Origin of the sequence: Olsenella sp. AGMB03486 (genome assembly GCF_040884255.1) — a bacterium.
GTDB classification, from domain to species: domain Bacteria; phylum Actinomycetota; class Coriobacteriia; order Coriobacteriales; family Atopobiaceae; genus Olsenella_L; species Olsenella_L kribbiana.
Genome location: NZ_JBEVTM010000006.1, coordinates 109,755 through 126,833, shown reverse-complemented (window position 1 = coordinate 126,833; position 17,079 = coordinate 109,755). Strand labels below are relative to the sequence as shown.

The following is a 17,079-nucleotide window of genomic DNA, read 5'->3' as shown; positions in this document are numbered from 1 at the left end:
AATCTAGATTATGCTATTTGCATTCTTGCATGCGAATTCGTCGGGCTTCGGCAAGAAGTGTCTCGCACTCATTGGCAACATCGCCTGCAACGACATGAGAGAAGAGCGCATTCAGAATCTTGCCGAGCTCGGGTCCTGCCGGCATCTCGAGCTCATCCATAAGATCGGAGCCACCAACCGCAAGCTCCTGGACGCGCAGCGGCGCCTTTGCCTGTGCAAGTGCCCTGATATCGTTTCGCACCCCATCGATTGCTTTCAGCATCTCATGCGCATGGCATCTATCCAGCTCTTTGAGCGAGGCTTCAGTCAGAAGATGGGCCTGCATATAGGTCGCCACAGCGAGAGCGAGTGCTATGCCGCGATGGCTGCAGGCACGCTCTGCCGCCACCGCAAGCCCGTAGCTCTGCCGCCTTGTCCAGGAAGGCTCTTTCTCCATCTCCTCCAGCACTTGCGCTCCGAGCTTCAGGATGGCCGCTGCCTCCTGGGCCGTATCGACGCCTATTGCCATCCTCTTGAGTGCACGCTTTGCTGCCTTGGGACCAGCCTCCGAAAAGAGTGCTGCCCACCTGAGAGACGAGGCTGCTACGCCACCTGAAAGCTCCTCCACGGCAGCAAGGCATGCTGCCGTGAGCGCATACGAGATCTCATCAAGCCGCTCGAGCTCAGGCGCAGCGGCACGCATGACTTCTGGCTCTGCCATGAGCGCCCAGGAGGTCCTGCCTGAAGCAAGGATGCCAGCGATCTCCTGTCCGCGACGCTCCTGCGCAATCTCCTTGAGTTCTGATGCGCATGCCACAAGCGCCTTCTGCGTCTGGGCCTCTATCGCAAAGCCGAAGCGTGCTGCAAAACGCACCGCACGCAGGATTCTGAGCGCATCTTCGGAGAAGCGCCTCTTCGGGTCGCCGACGGCACGGATGAGGCCATGTGCAAGGTCTTCCCTTCCACGGAAGGGATCGAGAAGGCCGCGCTCCGGATGCCATGCCATTGCATTGATCGTGAAGTCGCGGCGGGCAAGGTCCTCCCGGACATTGTCTACGAAGGTCACGGAGTCCGGGTGCCTCATGTCGGTATAAGCGCCCTCCGTACGGTAGGTCGTGCACTCTATCGGCTGGCCGCAGACGACAGCGGTCACGGTGCCATGCTTCGTTCCCGTCTCATGCACCTCGATGCCGGAGCCGCGCAAGACCCGCTCCGTCTCCTGCCAATGGGCCGATGTGGTGATGTCGACATCGTGGGCAGCGTCTCCCCGGAGGGCATCCCTCACCCAGCCGCCGACGATCCATGCTTCATATCCTGCATCCTCAAGAGCCGAAAGCACCCTTTCGGCATACTCCGGCAGAAGCTCCGGGGCGATTGCTGATGCACTCTGATCCATGGATGGCCCTTCCTCGAAAGCTCGTTTTCCACAGTGTAGCTGCTGCGCATCCCCACGAGACGTACGGCATGCCAACGCATACTCTGATATGCTTATATGCTGTAACAAATCAGAAAGGTGGAACTATGGACGAGATGCGCTCTGTCACAGCTGATGACATTGCAAATTCCTATGACAACTTCGTGAGCGACCGCGCGAACCTCATCGCGAAGAATGCCGTGAGCTCGAACGGCATCAGGCAAGCAGCAAGGACCCCCGAAGGCGTCGCTGCCAACACCATGACCTTCGATATCGAGGTCCAGCAGGGCGACCGCTGCAATCAGGAGCGCTCAGGCCGCTGCTGGATGTTCGCAAGCCTGAATACGATGCGCTACCGCACGATCAAGAAGTACAACCTCAAGACCTTCGAGCTCTCTCAGGCCTATCCCCTCTTCTGGGACAAGCTCGAGAAGTCGAACTGGTTCCTCGAGAACATCCTGGATACGCTCGACGAGCCGCTCTCGGGACGCCTCGTCTCCTATCTTCTCCAGGATCCGATCGGCGACGGCGGCCAGTGGGACATGTTCAAGTCCCTCGTGAAGAAGTACGGCGTCGTGCCGAAGGAGGCCATGCCCGAGACTGCCTGCTCCCGCAATACCCGCGAGATGGATTCCTACCTCACGCGCTATCTCCGCGGTGCTGCGAAGCGCCTGCGCGAGTCCTATGCAGCAGAGGTCTCCGCTGACGACCTGAGGTCCATGAAGAAGGAGATGCTCGACGACGTCTATCACCTGCTCGTGACCTGCCTCGGCGAGCCGCCCAAGAGCTTCGAGGTACGTCTGCGTGACAAGGACGACAAGCTCGCCCTCACAGGCACCTTCACCCCGCAGGAGTTCTTCGCAACTGCTGTCGGCATGAACCTCGATGACTATATCTCCCTCATCAGCGCCCCGACGGCAGACAAGCCCTTCATGCACACCTATACGGTTGCCCGTCTCGGCAATGTCTTCGAGGACCACGGCGTCCGCTACCTGAACCTTCCGGCAGACGAGCTCAAGCGTGTCGCTATCGCCCAGCTCAAGGACGACCTGCCCGTGTGGTTCGGCTGCGACGTTGCCCAGAGCTACCTCCAGAAGGAGGGCATCATGGATACCCGTGCCCTCGATGTGGATACGCTCTTTGGCTTCCCGGTCGAGGGATGCATGACAAAGGCAGAGCGCCTCGACTACGGCGAGAGCCTCATGACGCACGCAATGGTGCTCGAGGGCGTCAATCTCGACGCTGACGGCAAGCCGACGCTCTGGAAGGTCGAGAACTCCTGGGGCAAGGACCATGGCCGCGACGGCTTCGACACCCTCTCCGACCCCTGGTTCGACGAGTATGTCTACCAGGTCGTCGTGGACAAGAAGTATCTGACGGATGAGGAGCGCGACATCTTCGACCACGAAGAGGCCACTGTCCTCGAGCCGTGGGATCCCATGGGCTCTCTCGCCCAGTGCTAGCTAGCCAATCTGCAGCCTCCCGCCCGGGGAGGCTGCTTTCGGACAAAAGGAGTGGTTTTACCTCTATGGGCAAAGCAATTGACCCTGACTGGGCCGCACAGGAAGCATCCGACTTCGCACAGAGCCGTGCAAACCGCATTGCACGCAATGCGGTGACGGCCACGAACGTGATGCAGGCAGCCCGCGATACATCGGCCATGCGCACCTACCATGACACGTACGGCATCTCCGTGCCGAAGACGGCCGAGATCACGAACCAGCGCCAGAGCGGCCGCTGCTGGATGTTCTCTGCCATGAACGTTGCCCGCCATGCCACGATGAAGTACCTCGATGTCGACACGTTCGAGTTCTCCCAGGCCTATGGCATGTTCTACGACAAGCTCGAGAAGGCAAATGCGATGCTCGAGCGCATCATCGCGACGAGGGACCTTCCCTTCGACTCCCGCGAGGTCTGCTACATCCTGGACGATGGCATGAGCGATGGCGGGTACTGGCCCTTCGCCATGAACCTCATCAAGAAGTATGGCCTCGTCCCCAAGGACGCAATGCCCGAGACCGCCTGCTCCAAGAGCTCTTCCGAGATGGATGCCCAGCTCGAGCGCCTGCTCCACCGCGATGCAGGAATACTCCGCAAGGCAGCAGCAGACGGCGTCGACGAGGATCTGCTCCATGCCCAGAAGGACGAGATGCTCGACGAGGTCTACCGCGTGCTTGCCATCTGCCTCGGCGAGCCGCCACAGCACTTCGACCTCGAGGTCAAGGTCGGCCCTGCCTGCCAGGCTGAGGAGTCCAAGATTTCTGAGGTCGCACCGACGCCGAAGGACCTTGGCGCCAAGGGCGAGGATGAGGACAAGGCAGCGAAGCCTGTCAGGATCCTCCGCGATTTCGGCCTCACGCCGCTCGAGTTCGCCGCGCACTATGTGCCGTTCGACCCCGATGACTATGTGAACCTCGTCTCGATGCCGGGAGACACGAGGCCCTATGGCCACGTGTATCACCTGACGCTCACCGACTCCGTGATCGACGGCACGCCGATCCGTCTCCTCAATGTCGCTCCCGAGGTACTCGATCAGGCTGCCATTGCAAGCCTCAAGGCCGGCATCCCCGTCTCCATGTCCTGCGATGTCATGCAGAACTTCCCGCGCCACATCGAGGACTTCAAGTATGTCCTCTCGCTCGACGGTGTCGATATGGACGGCCTGTTCGATGTCGACTTCGATATGGACCGTACCTCGATGCTCGATATGCGCGAGACGAGCCTCACGCATGCAATGACATTCCAGGGAGTCGAGCTCAATGAGGACGGCACCCCGAAGGCCTGGAGGATCGAGAACTCCTGGGGCAAGGAGCAGGGCAAGGATGGCTACCTCATCGCGTCTGCCGGCTGGTTCCACCTCTACGGCGGCGAGGTCATCGTGAAGCGCGAGTTCGTGGACGATGAGACCTTGAAGATGTGGGACGAGCTTCCCGCAGAGGATGTCACGCCGTGGAGCGGCCTTGCTGCCGGCTTCGCGAAGAAGCGCCTCTAGGCACAGCACCCCATATATGCACCGAGAGCCCTGGCATCTGCCGGGGCTCTTTTCAGCTGCAGGGAGTCCTGCGCTCCCCTTGCGCTACCATCGGATATGACTCATCTGCACGGGAAAGGGAGCTCCATGATAGAGAATGTGGTCTTCGACCTCGGCGGCGTCCTCATGCACTTCGATCCGATCGGCTTCTCCCGCCTGTTCACGGACACGGAGGAGGATGCCGAGCTCATCTGCCGGGCGCTTTTCAAGAGCCTGAACTGGGCCTATCTCGATGCGGGCGCCATCTCAGAAGACGCTGCCCTCCTCATCGCGAAGTCGAAGCTGCCGGAGCGTCTCCATCCGAACGTCGAGCAGGCTCTGGCAGAGTGGGACCTCAAGCGCACGCCCATCCAGGAGACGAACGATCTTGCCGCGAAGATCAAGCAGGCGGGCTACGGCGTCTATATCCTCTCGAATGCCAGCGTCCGATTCCCCCGCATCGTCGAGCGCATCCCTTGCCATGATTCCATAGATGGATGGATGGCATCGGCGTTCGAGCATATCGTGAAGCCCGACCCTGAGATCTATCGCCGCTTCTGTGAGCGCTTCGATCTTGCACCTGAGTCCTGTGCCTTCACGGATGACAATCAGGACAACATCACGGGAGCCCTTGCAGCAGGCATGAGAGCCCATCTCTTCCGTGGTGCAGACGAGCTCGAGGATTGGCTCAGAGATGAAGGCCTGAAGCTTTAGAGAGCCTCAGAATTCGGCAAAGCGGGTCTTTAGGGCATGGGCCCGCTCCTCGCCCGCCGCAAGCTCCTTGAGCGCCGCCAAAAACGCCTCTTCCTCCCCGCTCCTGAACGCGAGCGTGAGCTGCACATCGGCCGAGAAGATGGAGTCGGTGACCTTGCCGCCGGCATCTTCTGCCATGCGCCGCACCCGCTCATAGGCGCTATAGGGAATCTCTGCCACGACAGGCGTCACGAGCGTCATCTCGATGATGGAGCCTGCGCCCCGAGCTGCCTCGACGGCTGCCTGGGCTGCTGCTGTATAGGCGCGCACAAGCCCGCCTGGTCCCAGCAGGGTCCCTCCGAAATAGCGGGTCGTTACGCAGCAGACATCCTTGAGGCCCGCCCCTTCGAGCACCTCGAGTGTCGGCATGCCAGCTGTCCTCGATGGCTCCCCATCGTCCGAGCAGCGCTTCCTGCCATCTGCGAAGATCCAGGCAGGCACCTGGTGGCGGGCATCGAAGTAGTGGGACTTGACCTCGGAAAGGAATTCGTGAGCTTCTGTCTCGGATGTGCAGGGGCGTATCTCCGCGATGAAGCGGCTCTTGCGGTCCGTGAACTCGCCTGTGGCAGAAGTGCCTGCCTTGAGCGTCTGGTAGCTCTCCATCATGCTCCATCTCTAAAAAAGCAGGGCCCAGCAACTGCTTGGGCCCTGCCAGCAATGTACTGCTTTGCAGCCTATTCTAGGCGTTCTCTTAGGCGTTCTTCTCGATCCAGCTGTTGGGATCTTTGCCCTCGGCCGCAAGACGGTCGGAGAGACGGCCCTTCGGGCTTGCAGACCAGATCGGAGCAGACGCCTTGGCCCAGCGCTCGGCTGCTGCCTTCGTCTTGCTCTCGAGCTCGTCGACATCCTCAGGATGCGTGTAGTCCGTGGACTTGGCACCCGTCTCGTGCACCATCTCGGAGAGGGCACCGGGATTGTCGAGAAGCGGGCACGGCCTCAGCATGTTCGGGTTGAACGGCTGGTGTGTCTGGTAGCTCTTGAAGAGCGGGCTCTTGTAGCACTCGAGGAGCGTCTTCTCGCGGATGTTGGAGTCGGAGTAGTGGATGAAGGCGCAGGGCTCTGCGTCGCCGCCTGCGTTGATATGGAAGTAGCGGCGGGCGCCTGCAATGCAGCCACCCGTGTATTCGCCGTCATTCCAGAAGTCTGCGAAGAAGATGGGCACATTCTTGCGCCAGTCGTCGCGCACCTTGTGATACATGCCCTCACGCTGCTCTGCCGTGGCAAGAAGCTCGACAGGAGAGCCCAGGCCGACCGGCATGTACGTGAAGATCCAGGCGAAGAGCACGCCCTTGTCGACGAGGAACTGGACGTATTCGTCAGAGGTGACGGAGTCATAGTTCTGGGACGTGTAGCAGATGGAGGCGCCGAACGGAAGCCTGCGCTCGCGGAGCAGGTCCATGGCATGGACGACCTTGTCGTAGGTGCCGGCGCCGCGGCGGGAGTCGGTTGCCTCGCGGTTGCCCTCAATCGAGAAGGCCGGCATGAAGTTCTTCACGCGCAGGATCTCGTCCGCGAACTCCTCGTCGACGAGCGTGCCGTTCGTGAAGGCGCTGAAGTAGCAGTCAGGGTGCTTCTCGCAGAGGCGGATAAGGTCCTTCTTGCGCAGTGTCGGCTCGCCGCCCGTGAAGAGGTAGATGTAGGTGCCGAGCTCCACGCCCTGCGTGATGATGGAGTCAAGCTCATCGAACGTGAGGGACTTCTGCTTGGAGTCCGTGTAGTTCGCAGCCCAGCAGCCGTTGCAGTGGAGGTTGCAGGCCGTCGTCGGGTCCATGAGGATGGCCCAGGGGCAGTTGCAGCCTTCCTTCTGGTTGATCTCGCGCTGGCGGTAGCCACCGAGCGTGACGGAGTTCACGAAGAAGTTCTGCACGAACGTGCGGGCGACTTCCTTGTCGACGTTGTCGATAACGTTCTGGACAAGGCGGCGCCAGTTGTTGTCAGGATCCTTCATGAAGCCCATGACCATGTTGAATAGACGCAGCTGCGCTGCATTGATGTTGTCGCCTGAGCCGGCGAATTTGTTGATCATGGACTCGACCTTTGGCAGATTGCCATCGAAGTCGTCATAGAGCATATCGAATGCCTGGTTGACGGCGATACTGATGGCCTTCGCCTTGATGGTGTCGAGCAATGCCATACCCAATCTCCTTTATACGGCGTCCCCATACAGAATGCGCACCATTGTACGCTTATCCGTAGCAATTCCTCCGTGGATGACGCATCCCGCCATACAGGCGGCATAAACGGCACCTCAGCACACTGAATTTTCGTAAAGGCTATTACATAAAAGTGCGAAGTGGGCCTATGAGCCGGGTTCTGTCGTGGACAATCATTTATCTACGAATGCCGTTGCCGGCACCCTCTAGCGCGCAACCCGAGCGCGGTGCGGGCCACACCATAGCGCTCCTATTTGCGTTTGCTCCAGAAGGGGCTTGCCAAGCCGCCGTGTTGCCACGACGCTGGTGGTCTCTTGCACCACCGTTTCAGCTTTTCTCTCACCTCGAAGAGGCAGCGGGAGTCTTCTTTTCTGCGGCGCTTTCCGTCGGGTCGCCCCGCCTGGCCGTTAGCCAGCTTCCTGCCCTGTGGAGCCCGGACTTTCCTCATGACCCAAAGGGTCCCGCGATTGTCTGGCCCACTTCGCAGGAGAGATTGTAGCATGCAGGAAGCTGCAAGTACCTGAGCTCCCTCCCCTCCCCAGAAGTCCACATCAAAGAAACCTAGCAGGACGAGCAGCATCGTCTGCTGAGCAGAGGGACCATCAGGAGCTGCCATGCTGCATCCATACAGGAAGAGCCTGCCGAAGGAAGGGTTTCTGCAGGCTCTATAAGAATATATTCCAAATCCTAGGAAAAAGATGAAACTAATCGAGATCGTCCACGTTGACGCCCGGCGTGAAGGTCGGAGCAGAGGTCAGGACGGTCTTGTCAGCAGGTGCCGGAGCAGGCGCTGGTGCGGGTGCCGGAGCCGGTGCAGGCGTAGCGGCCTGAGCGGGCGCTGGTGCGGGAGCCGGTGCAGGCGTCGAGACAGGTGCTGCCGTGACGGAAACGGAGACCTTCTTGCCGGTCGTCGGGAAGACGGCGTCTGCGTCGTCCATGAAGTGCTGGAGCAGGTTCTTGTACTCTGCACGGAAGTCCTCGCGGGACTGCTTCAGGCGGTCGATCTCGTCCATCTCGTTCTGCTTCTCGGCAAGAGCCTGACGGATGACCTCGCGAGCCTTCTGGTCTGCCTCAGTGCGGATCTCGTTCGCGGAAGCCTTTGCGTCGGCGACGATCTTGTCTGCGCTCTGCTGGGCGACGATGAGGACCTTGGAGATCTGCTGCTCGGAAGCGTTCAGTGCAGGAGCAGGTGCCGGTGCCGGAGCGATCGGCGCGATGGCGGCAGCGCCCTTCTGGGCCTGCAGCGTCTCGATCTGTGCCTGGGCGGCAGCAAGCTGCTGCTCGGAGCTGTTGAGGCGGCTCTTGAGGTCTGCGATCTTCTGGAGCATTGCGTCGACTTCGCCGGAGAGCTGCTCGAGGAAGGCGTCGACCTCTTCCGTGTCATAGCCATGCTTGGAAGGAGAGAATGTCAGCTGTTCGATATCCGCAGGAGTGATAGCCATCTTGATACCTTTCTGTTATCCACGACACCGTTTGAATTATTGCGCTGTCAGTGAGCCCGTTAGATCAGTGCCCGTACGATGAATTCCTCGACGGCTCCGAGAACCATGACCGCGATGACCGGCGAGAAATCGATTCCTCCGATCGGCGGGATGAACCTCCGGAAGAGGTTCAGGTACGGGAGCACGAGGCGTCCGAGAGCCTCGCTGATATCGTCTATAAGGCCACCCGGCTTTCTGGGAAACCAGGAAAGCAGGCACCAGACAATGATCAGGATCTCGTAGAAGTAGAAGAGCGAATAGACGAGGTTTGCGAGCTGCACGAGTTGGGTCTCCTGTTATTTCTTGAGGTCTCCGTCGGCGATGAGCTTGTCCACATCAGCCTTGGTAAGAGTTATACCCGCCGGGAGCACGCTGAAGACGGATTCGCCGAGCTGCTCGACTTCTCCACCAATGCCGCAGGCAAGGCCGAAGCTGAAGTCGAGGACACGCTTTGCCGTATCCATCGGCGTATCCGTGAGGACGAGCACGACTGGCTGGTTCGTGCGGACGCGGCGGATGACCATCTGCACGTCGTCGTATGACTCCGGCTTCAGAATGTAGGGCGGAAGCTGGCCGGAGGTCACGCGCTGCACCGGTGCCGGCGTCTGCGGCTCGGAAGCGGCCGTATCCGTGTAGGAATCCTGATAGGAATCATGGCTCTCAGGATAGGTCGTGCGCGGTGCGTAGGCAGGATCGGGTGCCGGCGTCTGGGCATAGCCATGGCCCGCAGAATAGGCGGACTCGGTCTTCTGCTGCTGGGCGAATCCTGCACCGGCATTGGATGCTACCGGGCGGCCGGAGCGGGTGTAGACCGAGACGCTCTCAGCCTCGGGGCGCGGCGTGTTGCCGAGAAGGCCGGAGCCTTCGGCCCTTTGGGGCTGCGTGGAGGAACCACGGCGGCGGGAGGAGCGGGGCTCGGGATCGGAGACAGCGTTGCCGTCGTCGTAGTAGCCGTCGTCGTAGCTCTCATCATAGTCGTCGTAATTGTCATTGCCGCGGAAGCGGTCCTTGAGATTGTCCAGGAAACCCATGTCCTTGCCTTCCTACCTCTATGCTGCGTTCTTCGTTACTTCAGTTCGTAGTCAGGGCTGAACACCACTCTGCCCAGCCTAATAAGGGTCGAGCCTTCCTCGAGAGCAATCGGAAAATCGTCACTCATTCCACAGGAAAGCTCAGCGAGACTTAAAGAAGTGCGCTGCCTCAGGTCTTCGGCCAGCTCGCGCAGGCCAGAGAACGTGCGGCGGGCTGCATCGGGATCGTTTGCTGGCGCCATCGTCATGAGTCCCTCGATCTCAATCCCTGACAGTGCAAGCAGGCCATCCAGATTCTCGACAAGCTCTGCCGGCGCAAATCCCGACTTGCTCTCTTCCCCGGAGACATTGACCTCGAGGAGCACCTTCGAGACCAGGCTGCGCGCCAGAGAGTGCTTCGAGATGACTTCCGCCAGATGAAGCGACGAGACCGACTGGATGAGGCCAACCTTCCCGACCACCATGTTCACCTTGTTGGTCTGGAAGTTGCCGATCATATCGAAGCGGACGCCTTCCATCTCAGGATGCCCGTCGAGCGCTTCGAGCTTGCGGCGAAGCTCCTGGGGGCGGTTCTCTGCAAAGACGCGGTACCCTGCCTTCCAGGCCTGAGCGACCTCGTCAGGCCCGACCGTCTTCGAGACGGCAGCGAGCGTGAACTTTGCATCCGCTCTTCCGGAACGCTTGAGCGCTTCATCTGCGATCTCCAGGATGCGGGATCTCCGCTCTTCGAGAAACTTCAGATAGGCTTCTTCGTCTTCCATACATCCACCCCCCAAAAGCGTCTGTATCAGGATGCAAGATATGCAAGTGCACCGTGGCGGCCACAGTGCCCGCCTTCGGCACGATAGGAATAGAACCTGTCCGTCGCCCGTGCCGTGGAGATGCCGCAATCCACTATGGATTCCTCCCCCATCCCTGCGCCTTCAAGCGCGAGGGCGATGGCACGTGCAAGGTCGAGACGGTGTCCGGGAAGCGCCACGCTCTCGTCGAACGTGTCGACGAAGCGCGTGAGGAGCTCTTCCGAGACCTCGTAGTCAGGACCTGCGATGTGGGGCCCGATGTAGGCGACCGCAGAGGAAGCATCCTCCTCTGTCGCCGCAAGGAGCTTCACGAGTGTCTTGGCTGCGATGGAGGCTATCGTTCCCCGCCAGCCCGAATGGACGACAGCAAAGCCCTTCTCCGTAGCCAGGATGACCGGAACGCAGTCCGCATAGCAGAGAAGCACCGGCACCCCAGGAACCGTGCAGACAATGGCATCTGCGCCTTCACGGGCCTCTTTCTGGATGCGCGCGAGGCTCTCCTCATCTGCCGTATCCACAAGGAGCACCTTGTCGCCGTGCACCTGCTTCGGGTTCACGAGACGGTCAGGACTACCTTCATAGCCCAGAGCGGCAAGGGCGCGGGCCCTGTTCTCCGCAACATGCTCAGGCATATCCCCGCAAGCATCGCCCAGGTTGAGCGATGCGAAGACACCCTCGGAGACGCCGCCCATGCGCTCGGTGAAGCCGAAGCACACCTGTCCCTCAGCGTGCCCATCCGTCAGGAACGACACACCAGAGACGCTCTTTCGTGTGAGAGACGGCGTTTCCATCAGGCTCTCCTACATGCGGGAGTGCTTCAGGAAGTCAGGGATATCGAAGCCCTGGTTCGCGTTCGAGGAGGAGTTCGTGCGGGAGCCAGCGTTCGAGCGGGCAGGTGCAGACGTCCTCGTAGCGGGCGTGGACGGACGCGACGTCGGACGGGAGCTCCTGCTCGAGCTCACGGAGTCAAGCGTCGGAAGGCTGTCGGAGTCGTTCTCGTCGAGGCCCGTCGCGATGACCGTAACACGGACCTGATCGCCCAGGGACTCGTCGACGACGGTACCAAAGATGATGTTCGCATCGGGGTCGACGTTCTTTGCGACGATGTCTGCAGCGTCGTTGATCTCCTGGATGCCGAGATCCTTGTTGCCGGCAATGGAGAGCAGGACGCGCGTTGCGCCGTCAATCGAGGTCTCGAGAAGCGGGCTCGAGATGGCCTCCTCGGCCGCATCAGCAGCACGGGAGTCACCGGAAGCGACGCCGATGCCCATCATTGCGGAACCGGAGTCCTTCATGATTGTGCAGACGTCTGCGAAGTCGACATTGATGAGGCCAGGGACCGTGATGAGGTCGGTGATGCCCTGCGTGCCCTGTGCGAGGACCTCGTCTGCCATGCGGAAGGCCTCGAGCATCGTGGTCTTCTTCTCGGAGAGGTCGAGCAGGCGGTCATTCGGAATGACGACAAGGGTATCGACGTTGGCAGCGAGGTTGTCGATGCCGCCGAGAGCGGACTGGGAGCGCCTGCGGCCCTCGAACGTGAACGGCTTCGTGACGATTGCGACAGTCAGGGCGCCTACGTCGTTCTTTGCGATGTCAGCAACGACAGGTGCTGCGCCGGTACCGGTGCCGCCACCCTCGCCAGCCGTGATGAAGACCATGTCTGCACCGGCAAGAGCGGCCTTGATGTCGTCCTTGCTCTCCTGGGCAGCCTGCTGGCCGACCTCAGGGTTGGCGCCAGCGCCGAGGCCCTTCGTGATGTCGGTGCCGATGTGGACCTTGATGTCAGCATCGGAGATTGCGAGTGCCTGGGCATCGGTGTTGATTGCGACGAACTCGACGCCGCGGATGCCCTCGTCGATCATGCGGTTGACGGCGTTCGTGCCACCACCGCCGACGCCTACGACCTTGATGACTGCGAGGTAGTTGCTGGGGATGTCGTTGTCGGTCATGGAAGTTCCTCCTTGCTTGGCGACGGGGCGTTTGTGGTCCGTCATGTCCATAGATCCGTTGCTGCTGCGTTCGTGCTGCGTTTGAGTGTCTGTGTCCTTCTTTGGTGCTGCGAGCTTTCGGCAAGTCGTTGGAGAAACCCTAACCCTCAAGTTAAGCTCAACGCCTCATCTAAAGCGGCATATATTTGCACAACGTCCCAACTTCCGTCAACACTTTTGTCAGAAATATGGATTGCGCAGGTAGATGCCTCAATTTACATGCGTTATAAGCTTAAAGCAGTACTTGATGGTTAGGGTTTTGAATCCTCATTCCTCGACCTTCAACCCTCGAGTCCGACCCTCGGCCTTACCTCTATCCTTGAGACTTTTCTGCCAGCACTCAAGCTGCCTGAGGCTTCGATGGGATGAGATCAGCCTCTCCGAAGGCACAAGAGAGGCCCGCTTCGATGAAGCGGGCCTCTCATAGCTCATTTCCTTAGATCTTCTAGGCTCCCGCAGAGCTCGTCGAGGACGACGTCATCCCTGTGCCGGTCGAGGATGCCGTACCCGAAGAGGTCATTCCGGAGGTCGTGCCTGAAGCCGTACCTGAGGTCGTTCCGGAAGAGGACGTGGTGCCGGAAGATACCGTGCCCGATGTGGTGCCCGACGAGGTTCCTGCAGTCGTGCCAGAGGTCGCATCCGTCGACGACGTACCGGACGCTGTGGTGCCGGAGGCGCCTGTCGATGTCGTGGACGACGTATCGGTCGACGTCGTTCCGCTCGTGCTCGTGGAGCCGCTGTCAGAAGACGCCGAGTTCTCCGTCTCAGCCGTGACGCCTGTCCCCTGCCCGACCTTGTCGGAATCGACGCTCCTGTACGAGGGATTCGTAGGAACGCGGACATTGATATAGGTGACCTTGCCCGCATGCTCGGAGAGGATGGCCGTAATGGCAGTCTCCTTCGCAGAGATGTTCGTCGCGGCTCCCAGAGATACCTCCACACCGTTCGAGAGGAGGCAGGAGAGGCTCTCCATCGTGCTTGCCGAGAAGCTCACGATCTGCGACTTGAAGGAGGACGAGAAGCTGTTGAGATACGTGTTCACGGCGACGATTACATCGTCTGTCGCAGCAGAGCCTGCAACAGGCTGGACCGTGGCAGGGACATTGCTGATGAGGATGCAGCTCTGCGAGGTGGCAAGCGCCAGCGCCGCCTCCTCGGAGGTCTGTCCGCTCGAGCGGTCGAGCGTCACCGGCTCTATCCAGCAGCCATCGGACCCCAGATACCAGGCAACGCTTCCTGAGTTCATGAGGACAATGGCGGAGACCGAGCGCTCGTTCACGCTGATCGAAAGCGTATTGGGGAACTTGCGCTCGATATTGATCGAGGCGACCCAGGGGTTCTTCTTGATGTTCGTCTCGACAGCCTTCTCATCGACATTGAGAAGCGTCGTGCCCGCAGGAATCTGGGCAAGCTTTGCAATGGAATCCTGGCTCACATGGGCCGAGCCCTGCGTCTCGATGTCCGTGATCATGAAGGCAGGACTTACGGAGAGCAGGAGGAAGACGACAAGGGCGACCGATGCCAGAGCGATCGCGATGCCGCCGAAGAGGGCGACACGCGATACGAGCTCCTGGTGGTCGACATGCTTTTCCGGTCCGGGTGCCGCCTCGGTATCCTTGACCTTGTGGCCGAAGGTCGGGACCTTCTCGACCTTGTTCGGATTCTTGGCTGCCCTTCTGGAGCGGCGTGTTTCGTCCTTGAGCGACCTGCCGACGACGCTGTTGCCACGGGCTGGCGTGCCGCTTCCGCGCACGACAGAGCGCTTCATCTGAGGCACGCTCGAGCTCTGGCGCGGCGTCGCCTGCCTCTTTGTGGGACGCTGGCCTTTTGGCATGAACGTGCCTCCTTCCTGGCCTGGCTCTTCCCTACTCAGGACCTGGCTGCTAGTCCTTCTGCTCTGTCTTCTCGTCACGCTCGGCAAGCGCCTTCAGGAATGCAGGGCCCATGCTCGTGACATCGCCTGCACCCTGGGTGATGACCATATCGCCCGGACGTGCAATCTCGACGAGGCGCTCGATAAGCTCCTTGCGGTTCGGCAGATACTCGACATCGCCCACATGGCCATGCTCGCGGACCTCGTTTGCGACCGTCTTGCCGGAGATGCCAGGAATCGGCATCTCGCCTGCCGAGAAGACATCCATCACAAGGAGGACGTCTGCCTTGTCGAAGGCCGTGCCGAAGAGCGGCGCCAGGGCCTGCGTGCGGCTGTAGCGGTGCGGCTGGAAGACGACGATGATGCGCTTGAACTCGAGATCGGCAGCAGCAGAGAGCGTCGCTGCAATCTCGGTGGGATGATGTCCATAGTCGTCGATCACGGTGATGCCGTCACGGTCGCCGACATGCGTGAAGCGCCTGCGGGCGCCCTGGAAGCTCGAGAGAGCCTTTGCTGCATCGTCGAGGTCGAAGCCGAGGACATCGGCCACGGCAAGCGATGCGGTGGCGTTCAGCATATTGTGCTTGCCCGGGTTCGCATGGATGACGATCTTCTCTGTCGTGCCCTTGGGCGTCTTCACCGTGAAGTGGCTCTCGAGCTGATGGTGCGTATCCTCTGGCTCGCACACATAGTCGTTCTCCGGCTTGAAGCCATAGGTCACGACAGAGCGTCCGGTCGACTTGGCAAGCTCCACATAGTGCGGGTTGTCGCCCATGATCACGATGGTGCCGGAATCGCCCACGAGGCTCATGAACTTGCAGAACGTCTTCTCGATGTTCTCGAGGGTGCCGTAGTGGTCGAGGTGATCCTCCTCGATGTTCGTGATGACGGCGATGTTCGGGTTGAGGTAGAGGAAGGAGCCATCGGACTCGTCTGCCTCGCAGACGAAGTAGCCGCCGTTGCCGTTCCTGCCGTTCGTGTCATAGCCCTCGACGATGCCGCCGATGAGGAAGGAAGGATCCTTGCCCATGCGGTCGAGCATCGTGGCAATCATGGACGAGGTCGTCGTCTTGCCGTGGGTTCCGGCAACAGCGACCGTGCAGGCGCCATCAGAGAGTGCCGACAGCATGCGGGCGCGCGGCCACACGGGGATGCCAAGCTCGCGGGCACGCACAAGCTCCGGATTCGTCTCCGGGATGGCTGTGGAGATCACGACGACGTCAGGTGCGACCTCGTCGATCGTGCTTGCCTCATGTCCCACATAGACCTTCACGCCGGCGTTCTCGAGCTCGCGCACATAGCGCGATGCCTTGAGGTCGGATCCGGTCACTTTGCAGCCGCGCTCATGCAGCACGAGCGCAATGCCGCTCATGCCTGCACCGCCGATGCCGATGAAATGCGCGCTCTTGAATGCGGAAGTTCCTTCAGCCATGTCTGGTCTCTCCTTCAAGACGTCCAAACTCTTCTATGCTCTAGGCTTTTGCCTGAGCAGCACGTTCCACTTCGTCTGCCAGGGCCGCAGCAGCATGTGCCTGCCCGAGCCCTTCTGCTGCCTTCCTCATCGCTCCGCGCTCCTCCGCGTTGTCGACAAGCGACAGGACCTCTTCGCGGAAGCGCTCGGTCTCGACCTCGGCATCCGGAAGCAGGTGTGCAGCGCCTGCATCTACAAGATAGTGCGCATTCGTCGTCTGATGGTCGGCAGTGGCCTTCGGATACGGAATGAGCAGGCTTGGCACCGCAAGGGCGGCAATCTCTGCAATCGAGGAGGCGCCAGCACGGGAAATCACGCAGTCTGCTGCCGCAAGCGCCTCGCCCATGTTCGAGATGTAGGGCTTCACCTGATAGCGCTTCTTCTCCTCTGGCGTGAGGGCAAGCGTCTTCTCGACGAACTCTGCGTCATCCTTGCCCGTCGAGTGCACGACATAGAGATCTTTCCTCGAGAGGAGCTCATCCTTCATCTCGCAGAGCGCCTCGTTCAGGTGATGGGCACCAAGAGAGCCTCCAAAGACGAGGAGCATCCGTGCATCTTCCGGCACGCCGAAGGCACGCCTGCCATCGGCACGCGTCGCAGAGATGACGGAGCGCCTTACCGGGTTGCCCGTGACGACGACCTTCGTATCCTTGCTGAGCCTGCCTTCGAAGGCAGGCATGGCCTCAGGAAGCGAGAGGCAGAGGGTGCGTGCGAATCCAGAGCACATCTTGTTCGCAAGGCCCGGCACCGAGTTCTGCTCATGGACGACGACCGGCACATCGTGCCTCGAGCACCAGCGCAGAAGCGGCATCTCGACATAGGCGCCGAATCCCACGGCGACATCGGGCACGCCCGTCTCTTGAAAATGGCTGCCGATTGCACGCTCTGCCTTAGTCATCCTCACGAATGCGGAGATGAGCGTCCAGGGGCGCTCACGGTCAAAGCCCGAGATCCTCGTCGGGAAAAAGTCAAAACCTGCCTCAGGCACAAGCGTTGCCTCGAGACGGTTCGGCTGCCCATAGAAGCTCACCTCGTGGCCACGGCGTTTGAGCTCCTCTGCAAGCGCAAGGGCTGGATTGATGTGTCCTGCAGTGCCACCTGCAGCAAGTGCGACCTTGAGTGCCAT

Annotated in this window: 15 protein-coding genes and 1 other RNA gene; 3 read left to right on the top strand and 13 right to left on the bottom strand. The window is 60.5% G+C overall.

The features are described 5' to 3' along the window. Positions 1-13 precede the first annotated feature (13 nt). Positions 14-1,375: a CCA tRNA nucleotidyltransferase gene (locus ABVS03_RS04785; RefSeq protein ID WP_368018237.1), complete on the bottom strand. Its 1,362-nt coding sequence runs from the start codon at positions 1,373-1,375 to the stop codon at positions 14-16. Between the two features lie 125 nt (positions 1,376-1,500). On the opposite strand from ABVS03_RS04785, the gene ABVS03_RS04780 reads away from it, so the two are divergent. The 3 genes from ABVS03_RS04780 to ABVS03_RS04770 all read left to right on the top strand — a co-directional run bounded on the left by ABVS03_RS04780 (position 1,501) and on the right by ABVS03_RS04770 (position 5,117). Then, positions 1,501-2,856, top strand: a complete 1,356-nt coding sequence (locus ABVS03_RS04780; protein WP_368018236.1) for an aminopeptidase C — start codon at positions 1,501-1,503, stop codon at positions 2,854-2,856. A gap of 65 nt (positions 2,857-2,921) precedes the next feature. Continuing rightward, positions 2,922-4,385, top strand: a complete 1,464-nt coding sequence (locus ABVS03_RS04775; protein WP_368018235.1) for an aminopeptidase C — start codon at positions 2,922-2,924, stop codon at positions 4,383-4,385. Between the two features lie 126 nt (positions 4,386-4,511). Next, a complete protein-coding gene (locus tag ABVS03_RS04770; protein ID WP_368018234.1) occupies positions 4,512-5,117 on the top strand; it encodes an HAD-IA family hydrolase in 606 nt (201 codons plus the stop codon). Between the two features lie 6 nt (positions 5,118-5,123). Here ABVS03_RS04770 and ABVS03_RS04765 read toward each other — a convergent pair whose 3' ends face one another. From ABVS03_RS04765 to murG, 12 genes are all read right to left on the bottom strand, one after another. Further along, a complete protein-coding gene (locus ABVS03_RS04765) occupies positions 5,124-5,762 on the bottom strand; it encodes a YigZ family protein (protein WP_368018233.1) in 639 nt (212 codons plus the stop codon). A gap of 85 nt (positions 5,763-5,847) precedes the next feature. Further along, positions 5,848-7,290 (bottom strand): radical SAM protein, encoded by a 1,443-nt coding sequence (locus ABVS03_RS04760; protein WP_368018232.1) that lies wholly within the window; start codon positions 7,288-7,290, stop codon positions 5,848-5,850. A 152-nt stretch (positions 7,291-7,442) separates the two neighbouring features. Next, positions 7,443-7,792, bottom strand: an RNA gene (rnpB, locus tag ABVS03_RS04755) — RNase P RNA component class A. Between the two features lie 221 nt (positions 7,793-8,013). Then, on the bottom strand, positions 8,014-8,751 hold the full coding sequence (locus ABVS03_RS04750; RefSeq protein ID WP_368018231.1) for a DivIVA domain-containing protein: 738 nt from the start codon (positions 8,749-8,751) through the stop codon (positions 8,014-8,016). Between the two features lie 59 nt (positions 8,752-8,810). Further along, the gene (locus ABVS03_RS04745) at positions 8,811-9,071 is read right to left on the bottom strand and encodes a YggT family protein (RefSeq protein ID WP_330971788.1); all 261 of its coding nucleotides are present in this window, start codon (positions 9,069-9,071) and stop codon (positions 8,811-8,813) included. Positions 9,072-9,086: 15 nt separating this feature from the next. Continuing rightward, complete coding sequence (gene sepF / locus ABVS03_RS04740) at positions 9,087-9,821, bottom strand: cell division protein SepF (protein ID WP_368018230.1); 735 nt, start codon at positions 9,819-9,821, stop codon at positions 9,087-9,089. Positions 9,822-9,856: 35 nt separating this feature from the next. Further along, entirely contained in the window at positions 9,857-10,582 is a 726-nt protein-coding gene (locus tag ABVS03_RS04735) for a YggS family pyridoxal phosphate-dependent enzyme (RefSeq protein WP_368018229.1), read from the bottom strand. Between the two features lie 26 nt (positions 10,583-10,608). After that, on the bottom strand, positions 10,609-11,412 hold the full coding sequence (locus tag ABVS03_RS04730) for a polyphenol oxidase family protein (RefSeq protein WP_368018228.1): 804 nt from the start codon (positions 11,410-11,412) through the stop codon (positions 10,609-10,611). A gap of 9 nt (positions 11,413-11,421) precedes the next feature. Next, complete coding sequence (ftsZ, locus tag ABVS03_RS04725; protein ID WP_330971792.1) at positions 11,422-12,570, bottom strand: cell division protein FtsZ; 1,149 nt, start codon at positions 12,568-12,570, stop codon at positions 11,422-11,424. A gap of 484 nt (positions 12,571-13,054) precedes the next feature. Continuing rightward, the gene (locus ABVS03_RS04720; RefSeq protein ID WP_368018227.1) at positions 13,055-14,443 is read right to left on the bottom strand and encodes a cell division protein FtsQ/DivIB; all 1,389 of its coding nucleotides are present in this window, start codon (positions 14,441-14,443) and stop codon (positions 13,055-13,057) included. Between the two features lie 49 nt (positions 14,444-14,492). Continuing rightward, positions 14,493-15,914 (bottom strand): UDP-N-acetylmuramate--L-alanine ligase, encoded by a 1,422-nt coding sequence (murC, locus tag ABVS03_RS04715; RefSeq protein ID WP_368018226.1) that lies wholly within the window; start codon positions 15,912-15,914, stop codon positions 14,493-14,495. A gap of 40 nt (positions 15,915-15,954) precedes the next feature. Next, on the bottom strand, positions 15,955-17,079 hold the full coding sequence (gene murG, locus ABVS03_RS04710) for an undecaprenyldiphospho-muramoylpentapeptide beta-N-acetylglucosaminyltransferase (protein WP_368018225.1): 1,125 nt from the start codon (positions 17,077-17,079) through the stop codon (positions 15,955-15,957).

What these genes read in the sequence shown, in the direction of transcription:
- ABVS03_RS04750 (WP_368018231.1), bottom strand. Translation starts at nt 8,751, where the DNA reads ATGGCTATCACTCCTGCGGATATCGAACAGCTGACATTCTCTCCTTCC.
- ABVS03_RS04785 (WP_368018237.1), bottom strand. Translation starts at nt 1,375, where the DNA reads ATGGATCAGAGTGCATCAGCAATCGCCCCGGAGCTTCTGCCGGAGTAT.
- ABVS03_RS04730 (WP_368018228.1), bottom strand. Translation starts at nt 11,412, where the DNA reads ATGGAAACGCCGTCTCTCACACGAAAGAGCGTCTCTGGTGTGTCGTTC.
- sepF (WP_368018230.1), bottom strand. Translation starts at nt 9,821, where the DNA reads ATGGGTTTCCTGGACAATCTCAAGGACCGCTTCCGCGGCAATGACAAT.
- ftsZ (WP_330971792.1), bottom strand. Translation starts at nt 12,570, where the DNA reads ATGACCGACAACGACATCCCCAGCAACTACCTCGCAGTCATCAAGGTC.
- murG (WP_368018225.1), bottom strand. Translation starts at nt 17,079, where the DNA reads ATGGCACTCAAGGTCGCACTTGCTGCAGGTGGCACTGCAGGACACATC.
- murC (WP_368018226.1), bottom strand. Translation starts at nt 15,914, where the DNA reads ATGGCTGAAGGAACTTCCGCATTCAAGAGCGCGCATTTCATCGGCATC.
- ABVS03_RS04780 (WP_368018236.1), top strand. Translation starts at nt 1,501, where the DNA reads ATGGACGAGATGCGCTCTGTCACAGCTGATGACATTGCAAATTCCTAT.
- ABVS03_RS04775 (WP_368018235.1), top strand. Translation starts at nt 2,922, where the DNA reads ATGGGCAAAGCAATTGACCCTGACTGGGCCGCACAGGAAGCATCCGAC.
- ABVS03_RS04770 (WP_368018234.1), top strand. Translation starts at nt 4,512, where the DNA reads ATGATAGAGAATGTGGTCTTCGACCTCGGCGGCGTCCTCATGCACTTC.
- ABVS03_RS04765 (WP_368018233.1), bottom strand. Translation starts at nt 5,762, where the DNA reads ATGATGGAGAGCTACCAGACGCTCAAGGCAGGCACTTCTGCCACAGGC.
- ABVS03_RS04720 (WP_368018227.1), bottom strand. Translation starts at nt 14,443, where the DNA reads ATGCCAAAAGGCCAGCGTCCCACAAAGAGGCAGGCGACGCCGCGCCAG.
- ABVS03_RS04735 (WP_368018229.1), bottom strand. Translation starts at nt 10,582, where the DNA reads ATGGAAGACGAAGAAGCCTATCTGAAGTTTCTCGAAGAGCGGAGATCC.
- ABVS03_RS04760 (WP_368018232.1), bottom strand. Translation starts at nt 7,290, where the DNA reads ATGGCATTGCTCGACACCATCAAGGCGAAGGCCATCAGTATCGCCGTC.